Source organism: Bifidobacterium sp. SO4 (genome assembly GCF_018555355.1).
Classification (GTDB): Bacteria; Actinomycetota; Actinomycetes; order Actinomycetales; family Bifidobacteriaceae; genus Bifidobacterium; species Bifidobacterium miconisargentati.
The window spans coordinates 181079-203121 of the sequence record NZ_JAFEJP010000001.1 but is presented as its reverse complement, the minus strand read 5'-3'; the positions used below and the strand labels follow the sequence as shown (position 1 = coordinate 203121).

Below are 22043 nucleotides of genomic sequence, written 5' to 3'. Positions count from 1 at the left end.
TTGGGCGCAACCGTGCGCGCTGATTGTCCTCCTAGGTTGAAAACCAAATCCAGAGAGGACAGTTATATGACAGCCGTACACATTTCCATACGGCGTCATCGACTGGGATTGTTGCTGTTCACCACAGTTTTCGCCCTATTGATGGCGCTGAGCATCGCCGCCCCCGGCCGCGCGTTTGCGGCCGAAGCCGTGCCCACGTGCAACCCGACCGCCACGAACGGATGCGTCAACGGCATCCTGCAGGACGCGGACAAGAAACCCATCGCCAACGTGACCCTGAAGCTTTCCGGCAAGGAGGAGGCCACCGCCACCACCGACGCCGAAGGCAAGTGGGCCTTCTCCGTGACCGCGGACGGCGAATACACCGTGACCATGGACGAATCCGTGGCCAAGGAGCACGGCCTCAAGGCCGCTGCCGCCACGGTCGAGATCGAGAAGAACAGTTTCGACAAGGCCCGCCAGGTGGTCCGCTTCGACAAGCCCGTGGCCGCCTCCGCGAACGGCTCCGGCAAGTCCGGTTCCGGTTCCACAGCCTCCGGCACGCAATCCGGTTCATCCGTCTCCTCCGACACCGCCCAGACCGCCAACGGCTCGTCCGCCACCGCCAACATCGGCAAACGCATCTGGCAGCAGTTGTTCTCCGGCGTCATCTTCGGCCTCATGCTGGGCCTGATGAGCGTGGGCATGAACCTCGTCTACGGCACCACCGGCCTGAGCTCCTTCTCCCACGGCGAGCAGGTCACCCTCGGCGGCCTGATGGCGTACGTGGGCACGCAGGTGCTCCACTGGCCGCTGATCCCGGCCGCCGTCTTCGCGGTGGCGATCGGCGCGCTCACCGGTTGGATCCAGAACGAGCTCGTCTGGGCGCCGCTGCGCCGCAAGCGCGTGGGCACCATGCAGCAGATGATCGTGACTATCGGCCTGTCCATGGCGCTGCAATACCTCTTCCAGTTCTTCTTCGGCGGCGACATCAAGGGCATCACCAAGTCCATACCGGCCAGCTTCACCATCGGCCCGGTCACCACGGACGCGCCCACGCTGATCTCGGCGGCCATCGCCATCATCGTGATCGTGGGCGTGACTCTGTTCCTCTACCGGACCAGGCTCGGCCGCGCGACCCGCGCCGTCTCCGACAACGCCGCGCTGGCCTCCGCCTCCGGCATCAACGTGGAACAGGTGGTGCGCATCGTTTGGATCCTGTCCTGCGGCATGGCGGCCCTGTCCGGCGTGCTGCTGGGCGTCTACCTCAACGGCATCTCATGGAACACCGGCGCCACCCTGCTGCTGCTCATGTTCGCGGCGGTCACCCTCGGCGGCCTGGGCACCGCGAACGGCGCCCTCGTGGGTTCCCTGATCATCGGCATCGTCGCGGATATGAGCTCGCTCGTCATCCCCAACGACATGCGTTACGCCAGTGCGCTGGCGATTCTCATCATCGTCCTGCTGATTCGTCCGCAGGGCCTCTTCGGCAAGCAGCAAAGGGTGGGCTGAGCCATGGATTTCCTTACCATCATCTCCAATACGCTGGGCGAACTCATCGCCCCGACCACGGCGGCGTACGTGCTGGCCGCCATCGGCCTGAACATCCACTTCGGCATGACGGGACTCATGAACATGGGCCAAGCCGGCTTCATGCTGCTGGGCGCATACGGCTTCGCCATCACCCAGTCCATGGGCGCGAACCTGTTCGCCTCCGTGTGCGCGGCCGTGGCGCTCGCCGTGATCTACGCGCTGCTGCTGGGCATCCCGACCTTGAAGCTCGGCCCCGACTACCTGGCCATGGTCACGCTGGCGGCAGCCGAGATCATCCGCATCATCGGGCGGTCCACGGCCATGACCAAGATCACCGGCGGTTCGGCCGGCATCTCCCCGCAGGATTTCACCACCCAGTTCGAGGGCACGTCGCCGCTCCCCAACGGATCGACCACCTTCCTGCTGTGGACGTACAACAACAACATCGCGAACTCCTGGTGGCTGCGACTGGTGGCCTGGGTGCTCGTGGCCATCGCCGCGCTGCTGTGCTGGCGCTGGTTCCACTCGCCGTGGGGCCGTGTGCTCAAGGGCATCCGCGAGGACGAGAATGCCATCCGCTCGCTCGGCAAGAACGTGACCACATACAAGATGCAGGCGCTGATCCTGGGTGGCATCTTCGGCGCGTTCGGCGGCATCATCTTCGTGCTGCCGCGCTCCGTGCAACCCGATTCGCTGGGCCGCGCGGTCACGTTCTACACCTGGACCATCCTGCTGCTGGGCGGTGCGGCCACCATCTTCGGGCCGATCCTGGGATCCTGCCTGCTGTGGGTGCTGCTGACGTTCGTCAAGGAGATCATGCGCGGCGCCATCCCGGACACGCTCATCTCCTCCAATCAGGTCGAGGCGCTCGGTTGGGTGATCGTGGGCGTGGCGCTCATGTGCCTGGTGATATTCAGACCGCAGGGCCTCCTGGGAGACCGAAAGGAGCTGGCGTTCAATGCCTGAGTCAAAGCCATTCCAAGACCTCGCCAAGTGGGCCACCAAGGCCCCGGAAGGCGAGAAGCTGATCTCCACCGCCTACCGCGACAAGGTCTCCGCGGACCTCGAATTCGTGGAGCACACACCCGGCGTGCACAAGCCGGACCCCATCCTCGTGGCCAACAACGTGACCCGCAAGTTCGGCGGCATGACCGCCGTGGACGTCAGGCACTTCGAAATCGAACGCCACGGCATCACCGCGCTCATCGGCCCGAACGGCGCCGGCAAGACCACGTTCTTCAACCTGATGACCGGATTCGACACCCCGAACACCGGCGACTGGCGCTTCGACGGGCACGACATGGCCCACGTGCAGCCCGAGAAGGTGGCGCGCATGGGCATGGTCCGCACCTTCCAGCTCACCAAGGTGATGAGTCGCCTGACCGTGCTCGACAACATGCTCCTGGGAGCCCCCGTGCAGCCCGGCGAAGGCATGTTCCGCTCGCTGATCCCGGGCCTGTGGAAGAAGCAGGAGAAGGCGAACATCGAGAAGGCCGAGGCGCTGCTCGAACGCTTCCTGCTCATCAAGAAGAAGGACGACTTCGCCGGCTCGCTGTCCGGCGGCCAGCGCAAGCTCCTCGAAATGGCCCGCGCGCTCATGAGCGATCCGCAGCTGGTCATGCTCGACGAGCCGATGGCCGGCGTGAACCCGGCGCTGAAGCAGTCGCTGCTCGAGCACATCATGTCGCTGCGCGAGGAAGGCACCACGGTGCTGTTCGTGGAGCACGACATCAACATGGTCCGTCACATCGCCGACTGGGTCACCGTGATGGCCGAAGGCAGGATCGTGGCCGAAGGCCAGCCCAAGTCCGTGATGGAGGATCCGGCCGTGATCGACGCCTACCTCGGCGCCAACGCCAACATCGACCTCGGCGACGACTCCGTGCTGGACCTCAAGGAAAGCGAGGAGCAACGATGACTGACATCGAAACCACTGCAACCGCCGACACCCGTCCGCGCTCCGAAATCCACGTCGGCGAACCGGAAGGCGAGCCCCTGCTGGACGCCGTGAACCTCGTGGCCGGCTATCTGCCCGGCGTGAACATCCTCAACGGCGCCTCGCTCACCCTGCACGAGGGTGAGATCGTGGGCATCATCGGCCCGAACGGCGCCGGCAAGTCCACGCTGCTCAAGTCACTGTTCGGACTGGTCCGCATCCACTCCGGCAAGCTCGTCTTCAAAGGCAAGGACATCACCAACCTCAGGGCGGACAAGCTCGTCTCCCTCGGCGTGGGCTTCGTGCCCCAAACCGAGAACGTCTTCCCCTCCCTGACCATCGCCGAGAACCTGCACATGGGCGCCTACCAGGCCCCCAAGAAGTTCAACGAACGGTTCGACTACGTCTGCTCCATCTTCCCCAAGCTGGAGACCCGCAAGGACCAGCTCGCCGGCTCCCTGTCCGGCGGCGAACGCCAGATGGTGGCCATGGCCCGCGCCCTGATGATGAACCCGTCCGTCCTGCTCCTCGACGAGCCGTCCGCAGGACTCTCCCCGATGCTCCAGGACGAGACCTTCATCCGCGTGCGCCAGGTCAACAAGGCCGGCGTCTCCGTGATCATCGTCGAACAGAACGCCCGCCGCTGCCTGCAGATCTGCGACCGCGGCTACGTGCTCGACCAGGGCCGCAACGCCTACTCCGGCCGCGGGCGCGACCTGCTCGAAGACCCGAAGGTCATCAGCCTGTACTTGGGCAACCTGGAAGAAGAGGTCCGCGAAGAAGGCCGGTGACGGAGCGTCCTCGTCGTTGCTCCTCGGTCGACGTACCTTCGTACGCCTTCCCTCGGTGCGCCTAGAGGCCGCACACGTCACCGTCCTTCTTACAGAAGGACGGTCGTTGTTCTGGCTCCCCTCTCTGAGGGGAGCACGCTCTTGCTCGACCCCAAGCGCAAGCATGCCTGAAAACGGCCAAAAACCGCATGTTTCCAACAGTTTTCGGACTTCATCAGACGGTTACACGTGAACAATCTGCACGAATCAACGCCCGCCTAGGCTCAAAGCCAAGATTCGGGCGATCAACCGCTCGCATCGGCACCATTGCCCGCAAGGGCTTGAGAGTAAGTGGTGATTCAAATGTTGAATACCAAGAAGTACATGATCACGGCCACGGCGGCCATCGCCGCCGCCATTATGGCGCTCGCCGGCTGCGGTTCCAGCTCCGGCGGCGGCACGGACTCCGGCACCGCCTCGGCCAAGAAGACCGACACCTTCGTGCTCGGCGGTCTGTGGCCTGAAACCGGTTCGCTGGCCTATCTGGCCCCGCCGGAACTCGCGGCCGAGAAGCTGGCCGTCGCCGACATCAACGCGGCCGGCGGCGTGCTGGGCAAGGACGTGACCACCACGGACGCCGATACCTCGGACGCCGACCACGCCGACCAGAACTCCTCCGCGACCCAGTCCGTGATGAGCAAGAACCCGTCCTTCGTGATCGGCCCGGCCTCCAGCGCGGTGGTCAAGAACGTGTACAAGACCATCACCTCGGCGAACGTGCCGATGCTGTCGATGGGCGCCACGAGCTCCGACTTCTCCGGCCTGAGCCCGTACTTCTTCCGCACCGTGCCGCCGGATTCCGTGCAGGGCGCCGTGCTCGGCCAGGTCATCGCCCAGGACGGCGTGAAGAACCTCGCCGTGGCGGTGTTCAACGACGAGTACGGCACCGGCCTGCGTGACACCATCGTCAAGACCGCCGAAGGCGCGGGCGTGAACGTGGTGTACGGCGCGGACGACGCCTTCGACCCGACCGAAACCAACTTCTCCTCGATCGTCACCGCCATCAAGGCCTCCAACCCGGACGCCATCGCCATCGTGGCCTTCGACCAGACCAAGCCACTGCTCAAGGAGCTCGCCTCCCAAGGCGTGGACATGCACAAGCTCTACTTCGTGGACGGCAACACCGCCGACTACTCCAAGGATCTGGACGCCGGCCTGCTTGAGGGTTCCAAGGGCACCATCCCCGGCGTGATGGCCTCCGACGACTTCCAGAAGAAGCTCGTCAAGGCCTACGGCAAGGACATCACCACCTTCACCTACGGCGCCGAAACCTACGACGGCATCATCCTGGCCGCGCTGGCCGCGCAGAAGGGCGGCTCCGCCGACGGCGCGACCATCCAGAAGAACATGGCCGCGGTCTCCGGCGCGAACGGCGGCGAGGAATGCACCACCTACAAAGACTGCGTGGCGTTGCTCAAGTCCGGCAAGGACATCAAGTACAAGGGCCTGACCGGCATCGGCCCGTTCAACAAGAACAACGACCCGAGCTCCGCGAACATCGGCGTGTACGTGTTCGACGGCAAGAACGTGCCGCAGTTCGACCACACCCAGGAAGGCAAGGTCCCCACCGACTGATCACCAGTCGCCTGACTGATAGTCCCGTGCGATTCGACCGGTCGACCAGCCCCACCGAACGGCCCAAACACAAGCCCCGTCCACTGGCGGGGCTTTTTCATAGGCTCTGTTCGACCAAGGTGACATATTTTTCTCGGCTCCCCTTGTCAGGGGAGCTGTCACGCACTGCGTGACTGAGGGGTAGTCCCGCGGGAGAAGTGTCCTTTTTGGCATAACAGGCGTTTCCACTTCCTGTGTCGAACCGGTTCGACACGCCGGCCGGCTCGACCTCCGACGATCCCGCCGCTACCATCGAACCGGTTCGATACACAAGACGCACCCCGCGGGACACTGTTCTCGTCCGGCAGGGCGCCGCCAACAACACAACACAGGAGTTGCCGTGAAGAACAAAGTCCAACTCATCACCTACGCGGATCGCCTCGGCGACGGCACCATCGCGAGCATGACCGACATCCTGCGCACCCGATTCGACGGCGTCTACGACGGCGTGCACGTCCTGCCGTTCTTCACCCCGTTCGACGGTGCGGACGCCGGCTTCGACCCCATCGACCACACCAAGGTCGACCCGCGCCTCGGCTCCTGGGACGACGTGGCCGAACTCTCCAAGACCCACGACATCATGGTCGACGCCATCGTCAACCACATGAGCTGGGAATCCGCCCAGTTCCAGGACGTGCTCGCCAAGGGCGAGGAATCCGAGTACTACCCGATGTTCCTGACCATGAGCTCCGTCTTCCCGAACGGCGCCACCGAGGAGGATCTGGCCGGCATCTACCGCCCGCGTCCGGGCCTGCCGTTCACCCACTACAAGTTCGCCGGCAAGACCCGTCTGGTGTGGGTCAGCTTCACCCCGCAGCAGGTGGACATCGATACCGACTCGGACAAGGGTTGGGAATACCTGATGTCCATCTTCGACCAGATGGCCGCCAGCCACGTCAGCTACATCCGCCTCGACGCCGTGGGTTACGGCGCCAAGGAGGCCGGCACCAGCTGCTTCATGACCCCGAAGACCTTCAAGCTCATCTCCCGCCTGCGCGAGGAGGGCGTCAAACGAGGCCTTGAAATCCTCATCGAGGTACATTCGTACTACAAGAAGCAGGTGGAGATCGCCTCCAAGGTGGATCGCGTCTACGACTTCGCCCTGCCGCCGCTGCTCCTGCACTCCCTGTTCACCGGTCACGTCGAGCCGGTGGCCCACTGGACCGAGATCCGCCCGAACAACGCCGTCACCGTGCTCGACACGCACGACGGCATCGGCGTCATCGACATCGGTTCCGACCAGCTCGACCGCAGCCTCAAGGGCCTCGTGCCGGACGAGGACGTGGACAACCTGGTCAACACCATCCACGCCAACACCCACGGCGAATCCCAGGCCGCCACCGGCGCCGCCGCGTCCAACCTCGACCTCTACCAGGTCAATTCCACCTACTACTCCGCGCTCGGCCGCAACGACCAACACTACCTGGCCGCCCGCGCCGTCCAGTTCTTCCTGCCCGGCGTGCCGCAGGTCTACTACGTGGGCGCCCTCGCCGGCGGCAACGACATGGATCTGCTGCGCCGCACCAACAACGGCCGCGACATCAACCGCCACTACTATTCCATCGCCGAAATCGACGAGAACCTGGCCCGCCCGGTGGTCAAGGCGCTGAACGCCCTGTGCCGCTTCCGCAACGAACTGCCCGCGTTCGACGGCGAATTCGCCTACGAGGCCGACGGTGACACGTCCATCACCTTCCGCTGGACCGCCGCGGACGGACGGACCCGCGCCGCTCTCACCTTCGAGCCCGGACGCGGGCTCGGCGCGGACAACGAGACCCCGGTCGCCAGCCTGGCCTGGACCGACGCCGCCGGCGATCACGAGACCGTCGACCTGCTGAACGATCCGCCGATCGCCCTCCTCTGACGCCCCGTCCGCGACCGATGAGCGATACCCCCGAATACGTTTGGTCGGGGGTATCGCAAGACACGCCGACGGATTACGTCAATCGATTGACGTCATGCTACTATCGAACCGGTTCGATGAGAACGACACAAGTCAACGCAGGAGTTGTCCATGAGGAACACCGTATGGTTCTTCGGCCCGGAATCCCCGGACGCAGCCTCGTCGTCGGCTTCCAGTCGCGACTGACGACCGCCCAACGCAAACGTCACCCCCAAATCCGCCAATCGATTCTCACAGGGAAGTGAACCATGGAATCAACAATCGAAACGGCAGCCGCGGCCCCCGCCGTGGACAAGGCCGAGCTTGACAGCTACGGCCGCCGCCCTTCCGTGCTGGATGTCGTGCGCCTCGGCGCCGGCTTCACCATCAGCCTGATCATCACCGGCATCGTCTGGGTCTCGCTGTCCTCCATCCTCGTGCCGCAGCTCGTGGACCAGATCGCCCCCGGCCAGCGCGAGGCCTTCATCGGCACCATCAACTCGGTCGGTTCCGTGGTGGCGTTGTTCGCCAACATCATCTTCGGCACCTTCTCCGACCTCACCCGTTCCAAGTGGGGCAAGCGCACGCTGTGGATCATCAGCGGCGGCATCCTGTGCGGCGCCTGCGTGGCCGGCCTGCTCGTCACCCGTTCCCTGCCGCTCATCCTGCTGCTGTGGTGCGGCATGCAGCTGTTCTACAACTGGATGAACGCCCCGTTCGTGGCCACCCTGTCCGACCGCGTGCCGGACAAGTTCCGTGGCTCCGTTTCCTCCTTCATGGGCGCCGGTGGCGTGCTCGGCCAGACCGCTGGCTCCCTGGTCGGCTCCCTGCTCATCAGCAACATCGACCTCGGCTTCACCGTGGGCGCGCTCGGCTTCGCCCTCGTGGGCATCATCGTCGTCGGCATCTGGCCGCGCGAACCCTCCAACGTGGACGAGGAGCGCGAGCCGGTGAGCCTGGGCATGGTGCTGCGCGCCTTCATCCCGCCGCACGGCAAGGGCGCCCGCAACTTCTACTACGCCCTCTTCGGCCGCATGATGATGGTCGCCGGCTACCAGATGATCAACGGCTACCTGCTCTACGTGGTCAAGTACTACACCTTCTCCGACTCCGGCTACGACGCCGAGCAGCTCAAGACCGCGGCCGCCGGCGTGATCGCCACCATGTCCGTGATCACCATGGTCGTCTCCCTGATCGCCGCCCTGGTCTCCGGCCCGATCTCCGACAAGCTCGGCATGCGCAAGATCCCGGTCGCCGGCGCCAGCGTGCTGTTCGCCATCGGTGCCGCCATGCCGTGGATCTTCCACAACGCCTGGGGCATGTACCTGTTCGCCGCCATCGCCGGCTTCGGCTACGGCGTCTACAACGCCATCGACCAGGCCCTGAACGTGTCCATCCTGCCGAACCCGAAGGAGGCCGGCAAGGATCTGGGCGTGCTCAACATGGCCAACACCCTGTCCACCGTGCTCGGCTCCCTGCTCACCTCCGGCGTGGTCATGGCCACCGGCGGCAACTACGGCCTGGTGTTCCCGGTCTGCATCGTGGTGGTGCTCATCGCCGCCTTCCTCATCATGCAGATCCGCGGCATCAAGTAGTCCGTCCGCAGGGCCCGTCCGCAACGGCTCGAAAGCCCATCAAGTATTCGGTCCAGCGTAGACTGGGCTGATGGAAAGCAAACCGCCCGCAGTGCACTGAAGCCAGTGCGCGCGGGCGGTTTTGCGTTGCCGTGAGCCTTGCTGCAAGCGTGAGGGCGCGGCAACCGGAGAGCACAGAACAGAGCACAAGGGAAAGAGCGAATCATGTTGGAACCGTACGTGCGCCCGGGCATTGACGACCGCCCGGATCTCGACAAGGCGCTGAGCCCGGAAGACAAGGCCGCCGTGGCCCGACTGGCCTTCAAGGACCGCCGCCGTCCGCCCGAACCGTCCGCCGACCAGCCCGAGGCCCAGACCGTCCGCCTCGCCTCCTCCGCCACGTCGGCCGCCGTGGCCGCTGCCGCCAGCGTGGACGCCCCCGCGCCGGACATGTCCTCCGCCTATCTGGACATGCGCGACCCGATGGTCGCCGCCAACGGCGAGAAACCGGACGCCCGCCGCGTCTCCCGCCTCAACTGGGGCTTCTTCGTGGCCTCCATGCTTGTGGGCGCCCCCTGGGTGGCGCTCAACTCCATCGCCGTGCCGAACATGGCGGCCCGCATGATGGGCTACGACACCTCGCTGCCCACCGCGATCACCCTCAACCCCGCCACCGGCCGACCGCTGCCCGTGGCCACGGATCTGGCCATGCCGCTCGCCGTGCTTGTGGTGGTCGGCGTGGTGGCCGCCATGTTCTCCATGCCGCTGGTCTCCGCTCTGTCCGACCGCACGCGCGTGCCGTTCGGCCGCCGCACCCCGTGGATGGTCGCCGGCGGTCTGCTGTGCGCGCTCAACACGCTGATCCTGGGACAGGACACCAGCATCGTGGTCATGGGCATCTTCTGGGCGGTGATGCAGTTCGCGTACGCCATGCTGTCCGTGCCGCTGGCCAGCGCCATCAGCGAACGTGTGCCGGACAAGTTCCGCCCGCGCATCGAACGCTGGCATGGCATCGGCGTGATGCTGGCCCAGGCGATTGGCATGTGCCTCGGCGCGTTCGGCGTGATGTTCGGCTTCGACTCCGCCTTCACCACGCTCGCCGTGATCTTCGCGCTCTCCGGCATCCTCACCGTGCTGATCCTGCCCAAGGAGCCGTCCAGCACCGAACAGCCGCACGTGCGCATGGACGGCGCCGCGGTGCTCGGCCAGCTGAAGTTCCCGGCCCACGCGCCCGCCTTCGCCCGCGCGTTCGCCGCCCGCACCCTGATGATGGCCGGCGTGGGCATGACCGGTGTGTTCCTGTGGTACCTCGTGCGCTTCTGGGTCTACGGCAAGGCCGTGCGGTTCACATCCGCGCCGCTGACCATCCCGGCCGGATTCCTCATCATGGCGATGGCCGTGGCCACGCTCGTGGGTGCCGCGCTCGCATCCTGGGCCGCGGGCCCGATCTCCGAGAAGATCGAGGAGAAGGGCATCGCCACCGCCACCGTGGTGGCCTCCTCCTGCGTGCTGTACGCGCTCGGCCTGGCGCTCGCCTGGGGCCTGGGCGTCTGGTCCACCGGCACCGCGCGTGAGAACGGCCTGATCGCCTTCGCACTCATCTCTGGATTCGCGTTCGGCCTCTACGACGCGCTCGGGCTGGAGCTCGTGATGGATTCCCTGCCCGATCCGCGCACCGCCGGCCATGACCTCGGCGTCTACGCGCTCGCCAACTCCGCGGGCCTGGCGCTCGCCGCCATCGTGGGCGCCATCCTGGTCAACGCCTTCGCCTCCAGCTTCGGCTACTACCTGCTCTTCCCCGCGGGCATCGTGCTGGTGCTGCTGGCCGGCACCGTGACGCTGGTCTCCGCCAACGCCGCCGACTGAGAGCGTCCGGTAGTTCCCGAAAACGGCCGGTCCGGTCCACCTTCGCCCCGCGCGATATTCGCTTCGCGTGGGGCGAAACGCTGTCAAACCGGTTCGAGTACACTGTATTCCAACATGGGCCGTGATGTGCGCGGCAGGCGGCCCGACGGTCCAACGACTCACCGGGGAGGAACGAACATGGTCGGTATGCGCGACGTGGCCAAGCAGGCCGGAGTGTCCCTGAGCACCGTCTCGCTGGTGGTCAACAACACCGGATACGTCTCGGACGACATGCGTTCCAAGGTCGAGGCGGCCATGCGCAAGCTCAACTACATCCCCAACGAACTGGCCCGCAACCTCTACCACAACCGCACCAACACCGTCGGCGTCATCATGCCGACCATCGCCCACCCGTTCTTCGCCACGCTCACCGCCGCCCTGCAGCGCGAATTCGCCTCCCGCGGCCTGAAGACCCTGCTGTGCTCCACCGCCGATGCGGACACCGGCGAAAGCGAATACGTGGGCATGCTCCAGCGTCACATGATGGACGGCATCATCATGGCCGCCCACACCGAGCACCCCGCCGACTTCTGGACCGCCATCCGCCGCCCGATCGTGGCCTTCGACCGCTTCCTCGGCGCCGGCGTGCCCACCGTCCACTCCGATCACGAACAGGGCGGCCGGCTCGTCGCGCAGCACCTCATCCGCACGGGCGCGCGCCATGTGGTGCTCGCCGGCGGCCCGCGCACCCAGTTCGCCGACGGCACCACCTTCCCCACCGTGCGCTACCACCTCACCGTCGAGCGCATGCTTTCCGAAGCCGGCATCGCCTGCGACTACGTGGAGGCCGGCTCCGTCACGGACGTGACCGCCCACGAAGCCGTCGCCCGCAACATCTTCGAACGGTACTCCGGCGTCGACGCCATCGTCGGCGCGGACGTGGTGGCCGCCATGGCCCTGCAGGAGGCCTGCCGCCGCGGCATCAACGTGCCGCGTGACCTGCAGATCATCGCCTACGACGGCACGCTCATCACCGAAATCGCGGGCAAGCGACTGACCGCCGTCCGCCAGGACTTCCCGGCGCTCGCCGCCGCGCTCGCCAATCGCATGGACGACCAGATCGCCGCCGATGACACGGCCGGAGGCAAGCCGTCGCGTGCGTCCAAGACGGACGATGCCGGCGACGAATCCGTCATCGAAGAGCAGGTCGTGCCAGTCGCCTTCATCCCCGGCGAGACCACGCGATAGTCGCTCAGTCATCACCTGTGTCTCTCGACTTCTTGGCTCCCCTTGTCAGGGGAGCTGGCGGCGTAGCCGACTGAGGGGTAGTCCAATGGAATGCATGCCGGTCTTTGTTGTGCAGGTGCAGGATCGATTGCTTCGCTCCATCTGTCAAGACCCTGCGTCCACATAGTGAACCTCTGCTGGTTTGGGCGCAGGTGCGCGCTTATTGTCTCATTCCAGTTCGGGTCGAACGGACCCGAGGAACACCGAAAGGAGGCCACGCGATGACTGGATTCAATGCTTCTGCGTTTGATTCCGCACGAATTATTAGCCCGTCTTCGCTGGCGGACTAACGGCAACCAATGCTTGAGGCCCCGTCAACGAAGGCAGGGCCAATCAATACCGACACAATCGGTCAGGCCCTGCGCGATGCGGGGCTTTTTTGTTGCGCTCACAAGGCATGAAGGCAAATCTCCGCAGCGCGGTACGGCAGCGGAGAGCACGCGGTACATAACCCAAGAACCAATTCCCAAGAAACGAATCTCGCAGTCACCCCAGGGCGCGGTAAGGCCCGTACGAGAGAGTGATGGAGAGTTACAGGAGCAACTCATGACTGCAGCAGTCGAAGAGACTGGACTGAACCAGGTGGCGGGCAAGGCCGCCGCCATGGTGCGCGACTCGGTCAAGACCGTGATCGCCGCCTCGATGGTCGGCACCGCCATCGAATTCTACGATTTCTACGCCTACGGCACCGCCGCAGCGAACTACTTCCCGCATATCTTCTTCTCCGACAAGGCCAACCCGACCGTCGCCCTGCTGATGAGCCTGCTGACCTTCGCCATCGCGTTCATCGCCCGCCCGCTCGGCTCGCTGGTCTTCGGCCACTTCGGCGACCGCATGGGCCGCAAGACCACGCTGGTCGTCTCGCTGATGACCATGGGTGTCGGCACGTTCCTCATCGGCTGCCTGCCCACCTACGACCAGGCCGGTGTGTTCGCCGTCGCCATCCTGTGCCTGCTGCGCTTCGTCCAGGGCATCGGCCTGGGCGGCGAGTGGTCCGGCGCCGCGCTGGTGGCCACCGAGAACGCCCCGGAGAACAAGCGCGCCCTGTACGGCTCCTTCCCGGAGCTGGGCGCCCCGATCGGCTTCTTCCTGTCCAACGGCACCTACTTCGTGCTCGAGTCCTTCAATGACCAGGACGCCATGCTGGCCTGGGGCTGGCGCGTGCCGTTCCTGCTGTCCGCCGTGCTGGTGATCGTGGGCCTCGTGGTCCGCGTCCACATGGAGGAGACCCCGATCTTCCGCATGGCCCAGGAGCAGAAGAAGGTCGTCAAGTCCCCGCTCACCGAGGTCTTCCGCAAGTCCTGGCGTCAGGTGCTGCAGGCTACCTTCCTCGTGGCCGTGACCTACACGCTGTTCTACACGCTCGCCACCTGGTCCCTCGCTTGGGGCACCAAGGACGTCGCGAATGGCGGCGGCAACTTGGGCTTCACCAACCAGGAGTACCTGCTCATGCTCATGATCTCCATCTGCGTGTTCGCCCTGTTCATCGTGCTGTCCTGCCTGTACGCGGACAAGATCGGCCGCCGTCGCGTGCTGACCTTCTCCTCCTGCGCGCTCGTGGTGTTCGCCGTGCTGTTCCCGTTCCTGCTGGACGGCCAGCTCGTGGGCCAGAAGAACTTCGCCGCCAACATGGCCTTCCTGTGCATCGGCTTCGCGCTGATGGGCATCGCCTTCGGCCCGATCGGCGCCTTCCTGCCCGAGCTGTTTGACGCCAACGTGCGTTACTCCGGCTCCGGCATCGGCTACAACCTCGCCGCCATCGTGGGCGCCGCCTTCGTGCCGACCATCGCCACCTGGCTGTCCCACAACTGGGGCGTCCACTCCGTGGGTCTCTACCTCGGCGTGATGGCCGTGTGCTGCCTGGTCTCCGTGCTCACCTGCCGTGAGACTAAGGACGTTGATTTCACGAAGTGAAATCAACGGCTGGTTTCCGGCTTCGCGATTGCCTCCGCACTTTGGCTCCCCTCTCTGAGGGGAGCTGTCACCGAAGGTGACTGAGGGGAGCCCACGGTGAACATTGCTCCCTCTCAGAGAGCCAGAAACCCTCACATCTCATAACTCAAAATCCCCGGTTCACAACGTGAAAAAACTTGAGTTCACAGAGTGAACCCCCTGAGGGCTTTTCCGAAACGACAGGACTAAACCTGCATATCGGAAAAGCCCACAAGGAAGAACCAAGAATTTTCCGCATCAGCGGAACGCATTAATACTCACCCCATAAATAAACAATAGATATAAAGGAGCGCCAAAAATGGCAGCAACTATCTGGTACGAGAAGGACGCCGATCTGTCCGTGTTCGATGGCAAGAAGGTCGCCATCCTGGGCTACGGCTCTCAGGGCCACGCCCACGCGCTGAACCTGCGTGACTCCGGTGTGGACGTGGTCGTCGGTCTGCGTCCGACCTCCAAGTCCGTCGAGTTCGCCAAGGAGCAGGGCCTGGAAGTCAAGTCCGTTCCGGAAGCCGTCGCCGAAGCTGACGTCGTGATGATCCTGCTGCCTGATCAGTACCAGGCCAAGGTCTACAAGGAGGACGTCGAGCCGAACCTGAAGCCGGGTGCCGCCCTGGCCTTCGCTCACGGCTTCAACATCCACTACGGCTACATCAAGCCGTCTGAGGATCACCCGGTGTTCATGGTTGCCCCGAAGGGCCCGGGCCACATCGTGCGTCGTGAGTACGCCGCCGGCCGTGGCGTCCCGGTCGTGGTCGCCGTCGAGCAGGATCCGGATGGCAAGACCTGGCCGCTGTGCCTGGCTTACGCCAAGGCTCTGGGCGCTCTGCGCGCCGGTGCCATCAAGACGACCTTCACCGAGGAGACCGAGACCGATCTGTTTGGCGAGCAGGACGTCCTCATGGGCGGCATCAACCACCTGTGCGACATGGGCTTCGACGTGCTGACCGAGGCCGGCTACCAGCCGGAGATCGCCTACTTCGAGGTGTTCCACGAGCTGAAGATGCTGGTCGACCTCGCCAACGAGGGTGGTCTGAACAAGGCCCGTTGGTCCTGCTCCGACACCGCCCAGTACGGCGACTACACCTCCACGGTCATCACCGAGGAGACCAAGAAGCGCATGCAGTACCAGCTCAAGCGCATCCAGGACGGCTCCTTCGCCAAGGAGTTCATGGACGACCAGGCCGCCGGCGCCCCGAAGTTCAAGAAGCTGCAGGAAGAGTACTCTCACCCGCACCTCGAGACCGTCGGCCCGAAGCTGCGCGCCATGTTCTCCTGGAACAACGGCCCGGCCAAGGATCAGGACGAGGCCGAGTCCTTCAACGGCAAGATCGCTCGTACTCAGGTTCAGTGACCATCCGCTGATTAGCGTCTGACGCATAAGGCCGCCGCTCCCGTTCATTCGGAAGCGGCGGCCTTTGCTTTCTTTTTGGTTCTGTTGCACCAGGATTGACATGTCCCTTATTCTTGGCTCCCCTTGTCAGGGGAGCTGTCGGCGAAGCCGACTGAGGGGTAGTCCCATAGGATTCATGTCGATCTTGGTCTAACAGAGCTTTTTGCTCGGCTGCGACGGCCGGCCGAATTTTCCACATGTCGAGCAACTGTCCAAAACCGTTTTGTAACCCAGCTCACGTTTTGGACGGAGGGCAAGCGACGCCCCCGTTCTCGGTAGGATGGACACCAGTTTGCGGGACACAATCCCGCCACGCTTGAGCCCGCCCGGGAATCCGGGCGCCCACCCAAACGCGCACCATGCATAACCACTGCATACGCGCAACCACCACAACACCGTGTGCCGGCTTACCCCATTCTCGCCGGTACGCAAGTAGTACAAGGAGTGCTTACATGGCTGCACAGATCTGGTACGACAACGATGCCGATCTTTCCGTCCTCGATGGCAAGAAGGTTGCCATCATCGGTTATGGTTCCCAGGGCCACGCCCACGCGCTGAACCTGCGCGATTCCGGCGTTGATGTGGTCGTCGGCCTGCGTCCGACTTCCAAGTCCGTCGAGTTCGCCAAGGAGCAGGGCCTCGAGGTCAAGTCCGTGCCGGAGGCCGCCGCTGAGGCCGACGTCATCATGATCCTGGCCCCCGACCAGTACCAGCGCAACATCTGGAAGGACGACATCGAGCCCAACATCAAGCCGGGTGCCGCCGTCGCCTTCGCCCACGGCTTCAACATCCACTACGGCTACATCAAGCCCACCGAGGATCACCCGGTGTTCATGGTCGCCCCGAAGGGCCCGGGCCACATCGTGCGTCGTGAGTACGCCGCCGGCCGTGGCGTCCCGGTCGTTGTGGCCGTCGAGCAGGATCCGCGCGGTGACGGCTGGGCCCTGACCCTGGCCTACGCCAAGGCCCTCGGCGCCCTGCGCGCCGGCGCCATCAAGACCACCTTCAAGGAGGAGACCGAGACCGATCTCTTCGGCGAGCAGAACGTGCTCATGGGTGGCGTGAACAAGCTCGTCGAGATGGGCTTCGAGGTCCTCACCGACGCCGGCTACCAGCCGGAGATCGCCTACTTCGAGGTCTGCCACGAGCTCAAGATGCTCGTCGACCTGATGAACGAGGGTGGTCTGAACAAGGCCCGTTGGTCCTGCTCCGACACCGCCCAGTACGGCGATTACACCAACACCGTCATCAACGAGGACTGCCGCAAGCGCATGGAATACCACCTGCAGCGCATCCAGGACGGCTCCTTCGCCAAGGAGTTCATCGACGACCAGGATGCCGGCGCCCCGCACTTCAAGGAGCTGCAGGAGAAGTACTCCAACGAGCGCATCGAGACCGTCGGCCCGAAGCTGCGCGCCATGTTCTCCTGGAACAAGGACGGCGTCAAGGACGCCGACGAGGCCAACTCCTTCACCGGCAAGATCGCCCGCGCCCAGGTTCAGTGACCTGATGCGGTGAGCATCCGCTGATTAGCGCCTGACGTATAAAGGCCGCCAGCCCGATTCATTCGGACTGGCGGCCTTCCTGTATTCGATGCGCGCGTTCACTCTTGGAAGAATATTCAACCCCTATCGTAGGGTGGATGTATGGCAGTCAAAGGCAGACAATGGAGCGAACTGGAACGGTTGACGGCACAGTATTTCGTGAGACTTCGTGAGGAGTCGGACGATACGCCGTCATACCGCCGTATCGGTGCCGGTACGAACATGACGCATAGTCGCATCATCGATATTTTCCGGCAACGAAACGGCACTCCGACGCTTTTGGAATTCACCTCATTATGCCGATTCTTCGGCAAGGATCCTGCCGATGTGCTCCGTGAATTGGAGCGAGAGACCGATTTTCTTTCGAAAGGGGATGAACATCATGAGCGAAAAGCATGATCCGGAGAACCTCGATGCCGAGGTGGAGGCCAATATCGTTCTGTATCAGGATGACGGTCGTAACGTACCGGTCCAGGTGCGTTATGAAGACGAGACATTCTGGCTGACGCAGAAGGCCATGGCGGAGCTGTTTGATGTCAATGTGCCCAATATCTCAAAGCACCTATCGCATATTTACGAAGAAGGTGAGCTGGATGAAGGGGCAACTATTTCCAAAATGGAAATAGTCCGGCAGGAAGGTAGCCGTAAAGTGTGCAGAGAGGTGGCATTCTACAACCTCGACGCCATCATTGCGGTTGGCTACAGAGTCAATAGCTTGAAAGCCACGCGCTTCCGTCAGTGGGCCACCAAAACCTTGCGTGAGTACATCATCAAAGGCTTCGTGCTCAATGACGACATGCTGAAAAACGGCCGTCCGTTCGGCGAGGACTACTTCGATGAACTGCTGCGTCGTATCCGGGATATCCGTGCTAGCGAGCGCCGTTTCTACCAGAAAATCACGGATCTGTTCCAGGACATCAGTGTGGATTACGACCCGAAAAGCCAAGCGGCGCGGGACTTCTTCGCCAATGTGCAGAACCGGTTCCACTATGCCGTGAGCGGTCATACCGCTGCTGAGATCATCGACGAGCGCGTTGACGCCGACAAACCGCATATGGGATTGACCACATGGAAAGGCGCTCCCGAAGGCAAGATCCATTCCTCGGATGTCACAGTAGCCAAGAACTATCTCAGCGAAGATGAACTCAGCCATCTCAACCAATTGGTATCCGGCTTTCTGGATGCGGCGGAACTGCGTGTACGCAACCACCAGACCACCACCATGGAGCAATGCATTGAGCTGTGCAACCAATACATCCTGTTTACCGGCGGACAATCGTTGCAAGGCAAGGGCACGGTGAGCAAAAAGCAGGCGGATGCCAAGGCGATGGCGGAATTCCGCAAGTTCAATGATGCACAGCTTTCCGATTTCGACCTGTTCGTGCAGGAGATTGAACGAAAGCGATGAGTGGTGTATGACGCATAAGGCCGTTGCTCCGATTCGTTCGGAGCAACGGCCTTATGCAATATGCCAGTTTGACCGAGGCTGGCCACCTATCCACCGGTCGGCCCCTTTGAGGCAAACCAAATCAGCGTAGACGCCGGTCTACTGGATGACCCACGTGGACGTGTCGGTCGGCAGCTGGCCATCGGCGGTCAGCGGGCCGGACGCCAGCACCACATCGCCTTCGGGCAGGGCCACCGGAGCGGCGCCGAAGTTCGTCACGGACGTGAACGTGTGGCCATCCGCCGCGGCGCGGGTGTACGCCACCACATCATCGCCCATGTCCACCTGGGAGGCGGACGTGTCGCGCGTGGCGGTCAGCGACTCCTGACGAATCGCCAGCGCCGCATGGTACAGCGCGAGCATCGAATCCGGATCGGCCTCCTCGGTATCCACGGCGAAGTCCTTGAACCACAGCGGCTGTGGCAGGTGCGGGTCGGCGGCCGGCGTACCATCGGCGCGCTCGGCGGGGGAGAAGCCGAAGGACGCGCCCGTGCCGAACTGACCGGCGGCGCACAGCGGCACATGGTTCTCGCCGGTGCCGTCATCGGCCGGAATCGGCAGGCTGAAGGCGGCCAGGGTCGGCTCATCGGAGGCGGTCCACGGCAGCGGCACGCGGCAGCCGTCGCGGCCCTTGTCCATCGTGGCCTGGTTGGTGTGGAAGGCGGTCGGGTCCTCCAGGTGGTCCCACGGGATGTCCGCCACCTCGAACAGGCCCAGTTCCTCGCCCTGGTAGATGTATGCGGCGCCCGGCAGGCCCAGCTCCATCAGCGCGGCGGCGCGGGCGCGCTTGGTGCCCAGCTCGCGGTTTTCCGGGTAGGTGGAGCCGTTGCGCAGCAGCCAGTCGTGCGGCAGCTGGTGGTACGGCGCGCCCTTGACCTGCGGCAGGCCGTAGCGGGAGGGGCTGCGCGGCACGTCATGGTTGTTCATCACCCACGTGGTGGTGGAACCGCCGGTCTCCTCGGCGGCTTTGAGGCCGGCGGCGATGGCGTCACGGAACTCGTCCGCGAACCAGTTGGCCTCGGCGAAATCGAAGTTGAACGACTGGCCCAGCTCGTCCGGGGAGGCGTACAGGTGCTGGTGCTCGGGCACCACCCAGGCCTCGGCCACGGCGAAGCGCGGCGGGTTGTACTCGTTGAACACCTGACGCCATTCGCGGTAGATGTCATGCACCTCGCGGCGGTCGAACAGCGGGTGAGAGAAGTCGTGGCAGAGCACGCCCACCACGTTGTATTCGCGGCCCAGCTCCTCAAGCGGCTTGGATTCGAGGTCCTTGGCCAGGCCGTGCGCCACGTCGATGCGGAAGCCGTCCGCACCGTGGTCGGACCAGAAGCGCAGGGTCTTCTTGAATTCCTCGTGGATGTCCTGGTTCTTCCAGTTCACGTCGGGCTGTGCCTTGTCGAACAGGTGCAGGTACCACTGGCCGTCCTCGACGCGCTGCCAGGCCGGGCCGCCGAAGAAGGACTGCCAGTCGTTCGGCGGCAGTTCGCCATGCTCGCCGCGGCCGTCGCGGAAGATGTAGCGGTCGCGTTCGGGGGAGCCGGGGGCGGCGGCCAGCGCCTCCTGGAAGAAGACGTGCTTGTCGGCGGTGTGGTTCGGCACGATGTCCACGATCACCTTGATGCCGGCCTCATGCGCGGCCTTGGCCATGGCATCGAAGTCGTCCATGGTGCCCAGTCGCGGGTCCACGTTGCGGTAGTCGATCACGTCGTAGCCGCCGTCCGCGAGATCGGAGGGGTAGAAGGGGGAGAGCCAGATGGCGTCGATGCCGAGGCGCTTCAGGTAGTCGATCTTCTCGGTGACGCCGGCGATGTCGCCGAGTCCGTCGCCGTTGACGTCCTTGAAGGAGCGCGGGTAGATCTGGTAGACGACGGCCTGCTTCCACCAGTCGTCATGGAGGTTGTTCGCGGTCATGATGTGCGTCCTTTCCGATTGTTGCCGATCGCGGGTGATGCTTGGGTGATGTGTGCCGCACTGCGTCTGTCGGCGACGGGCCGCTTCCGTCCGGGGCGGTCGGTCGGTAGCGCCGTTGCCGTTGTTGATGACAACGATATCATGCAAATGGCGCAAACAAAAATCGATGTTCGGCGTTTCGTGGTGGCAACGTCGTCATGACTGCGATGCCGAACATGACGACGGCGAATCCCATCCGCCCTACGATTGGGCGGACTGGGGAGGTGCGGTGGTCTCGCGGAGCACCAGCGGCGTCGCGGGCTGGCGGAACGCCGGCTCGACGGGCTCCCCGGCGATGGCGGCCAGCGTCATGCGGCCGGCGTCCTGCCCCATCGCGAACGGGTCCTGGTGCAGCGTGGTCAGGCCCACCGACTGCGCCATCGGCACATCGTCGAATCCGATGATCGAAAGATCCTGCGGCACGCGGCGGCCGTACTGGCGCAACCGGTACAGCACCGGCAGGGCCATGTCGTCGTCGCAGAAGCAGAACGCGGTGATGCCGGGCGTCGCGGTGAGCACGGCGTTGAGCGCCGCATTGGTCTCGCCGGTGTCACGTGGCACCTCGATGGACCGCACGGAAACGCCCGGATGCGTGGCCGTGGCGTCCAGCAGGCCCTGCAGACGCGATTCGGCGCTGTAACGCATGGTCGTCCGGGAGCGGGTGCCGCCCACGTAGGCGATGCTGTGATGCCCCAGCGCGATGAGGTGCTCGCTGGCGGCGCGTGTGGCCGCGCGGTCGTCGATGCTCACGGCCGCATCGAAACCCTCGGTGGAGGGGATGTTGATGCCGATGATCGGCACATGCATGTGCTTGAGACGCTCCACCTCGGCCGGCTCGATGTTGAAGGAGCTCACGATCACCGCGTCGGCGTTGCGGCGCACGGGCAGATCCTCGAAGAAGCTGCGGCGCTCGTCGGCGTTGCTCATCGGGTATACCACGGTGTCGTACCCGGCGGGGCGCAGCGTGGAATCGAGGCCGGCGAAGATGTTCGAGTTGAACCAGGTGGTGATGGTCTCGCTGGCCAGCAGCGCCACGCGGAACGACTGGCCGGACTTCAGCGCGGCCGCCGAACGGGAGACGGAGTAGTCCAGCTTCTCGGCCGCGGCCATCACCTTGTCGCGCGTCTCGGGAAGCACCAGGTCCGGCTTGGCGAAGGTGCGGGACACGGTGGATACGGAGACGCCGGCCTCCCGCGCCACCGCCTGAATGCTTGCCTTGGTCATCGCCGCCCCGCTTTCGCCGTCATCGGAATCGTCATAGCTGTGACAACGATATCAT

The 22043-nt window shown here is 64.3% G+C and carries 16 protein-coding genes; 14 read left to right on the top strand and 2 right to left on the bottom strand.

All coding sequences use genetic code 11. The annotated features are described in order from the left end of the window. The first annotated feature begins 66 nt into the window (after window positions 1-66). The 14 genes from JS536_RS00855 to JS536_RS00790 all read left to right on the top strand — a co-directional run bounded on the left by JS536_RS00855 (window position 67) and on the right by JS536_RS00790 (window position 18775). Complete coding sequence (locus JS536_RS00855) at window positions 67-1491, top strand: SdrD B-like domain-containing protein (RefSeq protein WP_214355424.1); 1425 nt, start codon at window positions 67-69, stop codon at window positions 1489-1491. Window positions 1492-1494: 3 nt separating this feature from the next. Next, window positions 1495-2478, top strand: coding sequence for a branched-chain amino acid ABC transporter permease (locus JS536_RS00850; RefSeq protein WP_214304217.1), 984 nt, complete (start codon window positions 1495-1497; stop codon window positions 2476-2478). Next, window positions 2471-3430, top strand: coding sequence for an ABC transporter ATP-binding protein (locus tag JS536_RS00845; RefSeq protein WP_214355423.1), 960 nt, complete (start codon window positions 2471-2473; stop codon window positions 3428-3430). Before JS536_RS00850 ends, JS536_RS00845 begins: the two co-directional genes overlap by 8 nt. Continuing rightward, window positions 3427-4239, top strand: a complete 813-nt coding sequence (locus JS536_RS00840; protein ID WP_214355422.1) for an ABC transporter ATP-binding protein — start codon at window positions 3427-3429, stop codon at window positions 4237-4239. The genes JS536_RS00845 and JS536_RS00840 overlap by 4 nt, the downstream gene beginning before the upstream one ends. Before the next feature lie 342 nt (window positions 4240-4581). Beyond that, window positions 4582-5853 (top strand): ABC transporter substrate-binding protein, encoded by a 1272-nt coding sequence (locus JS536_RS00835; RefSeq protein ID WP_240544179.1) that lies wholly within the window; start codon window positions 4582-4584, stop codon window positions 5851-5853. Between the two features lie 379 nt (window positions 5854-6232). Further along, entirely contained in the window at window positions 6233-7756 is a 1524-nt protein-coding gene (gene gtfA, locus JS536_RS00830) for a sucrose phosphorylase (RefSeq protein WP_214355421.1), read from the top strand. Between the two features lie 287 nt (window positions 7757-8043). Further along, complete coding sequence (locus JS536_RS00825; protein ID WP_214355420.1) at window positions 8044-9369, top strand: MFS transporter; 1326 nt, start codon at window positions 8044-8046, stop codon at window positions 9367-9369. Window positions 9370-9573: 204 nt separating this feature from the next. Beyond that, the gene (locus JS536_RS00820) at window positions 9574-11214 is read left to right on the top strand and encodes an MFS transporter (RefSeq protein WP_214355419.1); all 1641 of its coding nucleotides are present in this window, start codon (window positions 9574-9576) and stop codon (window positions 11212-11214) included. A gap of 177 nt (window positions 11215-11391) precedes the next feature. Further along, window positions 11392-12441: a LacI family DNA-binding transcriptional regulator gene (locus JS536_RS00815; protein ID WP_214355418.1), complete on the top strand. Its 1050-nt coding sequence runs from the start codon at window positions 11392-11394 to the stop codon at window positions 12439-12441. Between the two features lie 585 nt (window positions 12442-13026). Beyond that, window positions 13027-14394, top strand: a complete 1368-nt coding sequence (locus tag JS536_RS00810) for an MFS transporter (RefSeq protein WP_214355417.1) — start codon at window positions 13027-13029, stop codon at window positions 14392-14394. Window positions 14395-14731: 337 nt separating this feature from the next. Continuing rightward, complete coding sequence (gene ilvC / locus JS536_RS00805; RefSeq protein WP_101625426.1) at window positions 14732-15784, top strand: ketol-acid reductoisomerase; 1053 nt, start codon at window positions 14732-14734, stop codon at window positions 15782-15784. A gap of 491 nt (window positions 15785-16275) precedes the next feature. Further along, window positions 16276-17328 (top strand): ketol-acid reductoisomerase, encoded by a 1053-nt coding sequence (gene ilvC / locus JS536_RS00800; protein WP_214355416.1) that lies wholly within the window; start codon window positions 16276-16278, stop codon window positions 17326-17328. A 141-nt stretch (window positions 17329-17469) separates the two neighbouring features. Next, on the top strand, window positions 17470-17766 hold the full coding sequence (locus JS536_RS00795) for a hypothetical protein (protein ID WP_214304226.1): 297 nt from the start codon (window positions 17470-17472) through the stop codon (window positions 17764-17766). Beyond that, the gene (locus JS536_RS00790) at window positions 17750-18775 is read left to right on the top strand and encodes a virulence RhuM family protein (protein ID WP_214355415.1); all 1026 of its coding nucleotides are present in this window, start codon (window positions 17750-17752) and stop codon (window positions 18773-18775) included. Before JS536_RS00795 ends, JS536_RS00790 begins: the two co-directional genes overlap by 17 nt. A 138-nt stretch (window positions 18776-18913) precedes the next feature. Here JS536_RS00790 and JS536_RS00785 read toward each other — a convergent pair whose 3' ends face one another. Next, window positions 18914-20725, bottom strand: coding sequence for an alpha-amylase family glycosyl hydrolase (locus JS536_RS00785; RefSeq protein WP_214355414.1), 1812 nt, complete (start codon window positions 20723-20725; stop codon window positions 18914-18916). A 240-nt stretch (window positions 20726-20965) separates the two neighbouring features. Further along, window positions 20966-21988 (bottom strand): LacI family DNA-binding transcriptional regulator, encoded by a 1023-nt coding sequence (locus JS536_RS00780; RefSeq protein ID WP_214355413.1) that lies wholly within the window; start codon window positions 21986-21988, stop codon window positions 20966-20968. Window positions 21989-22043: the final 55 nt, after the last annotated feature.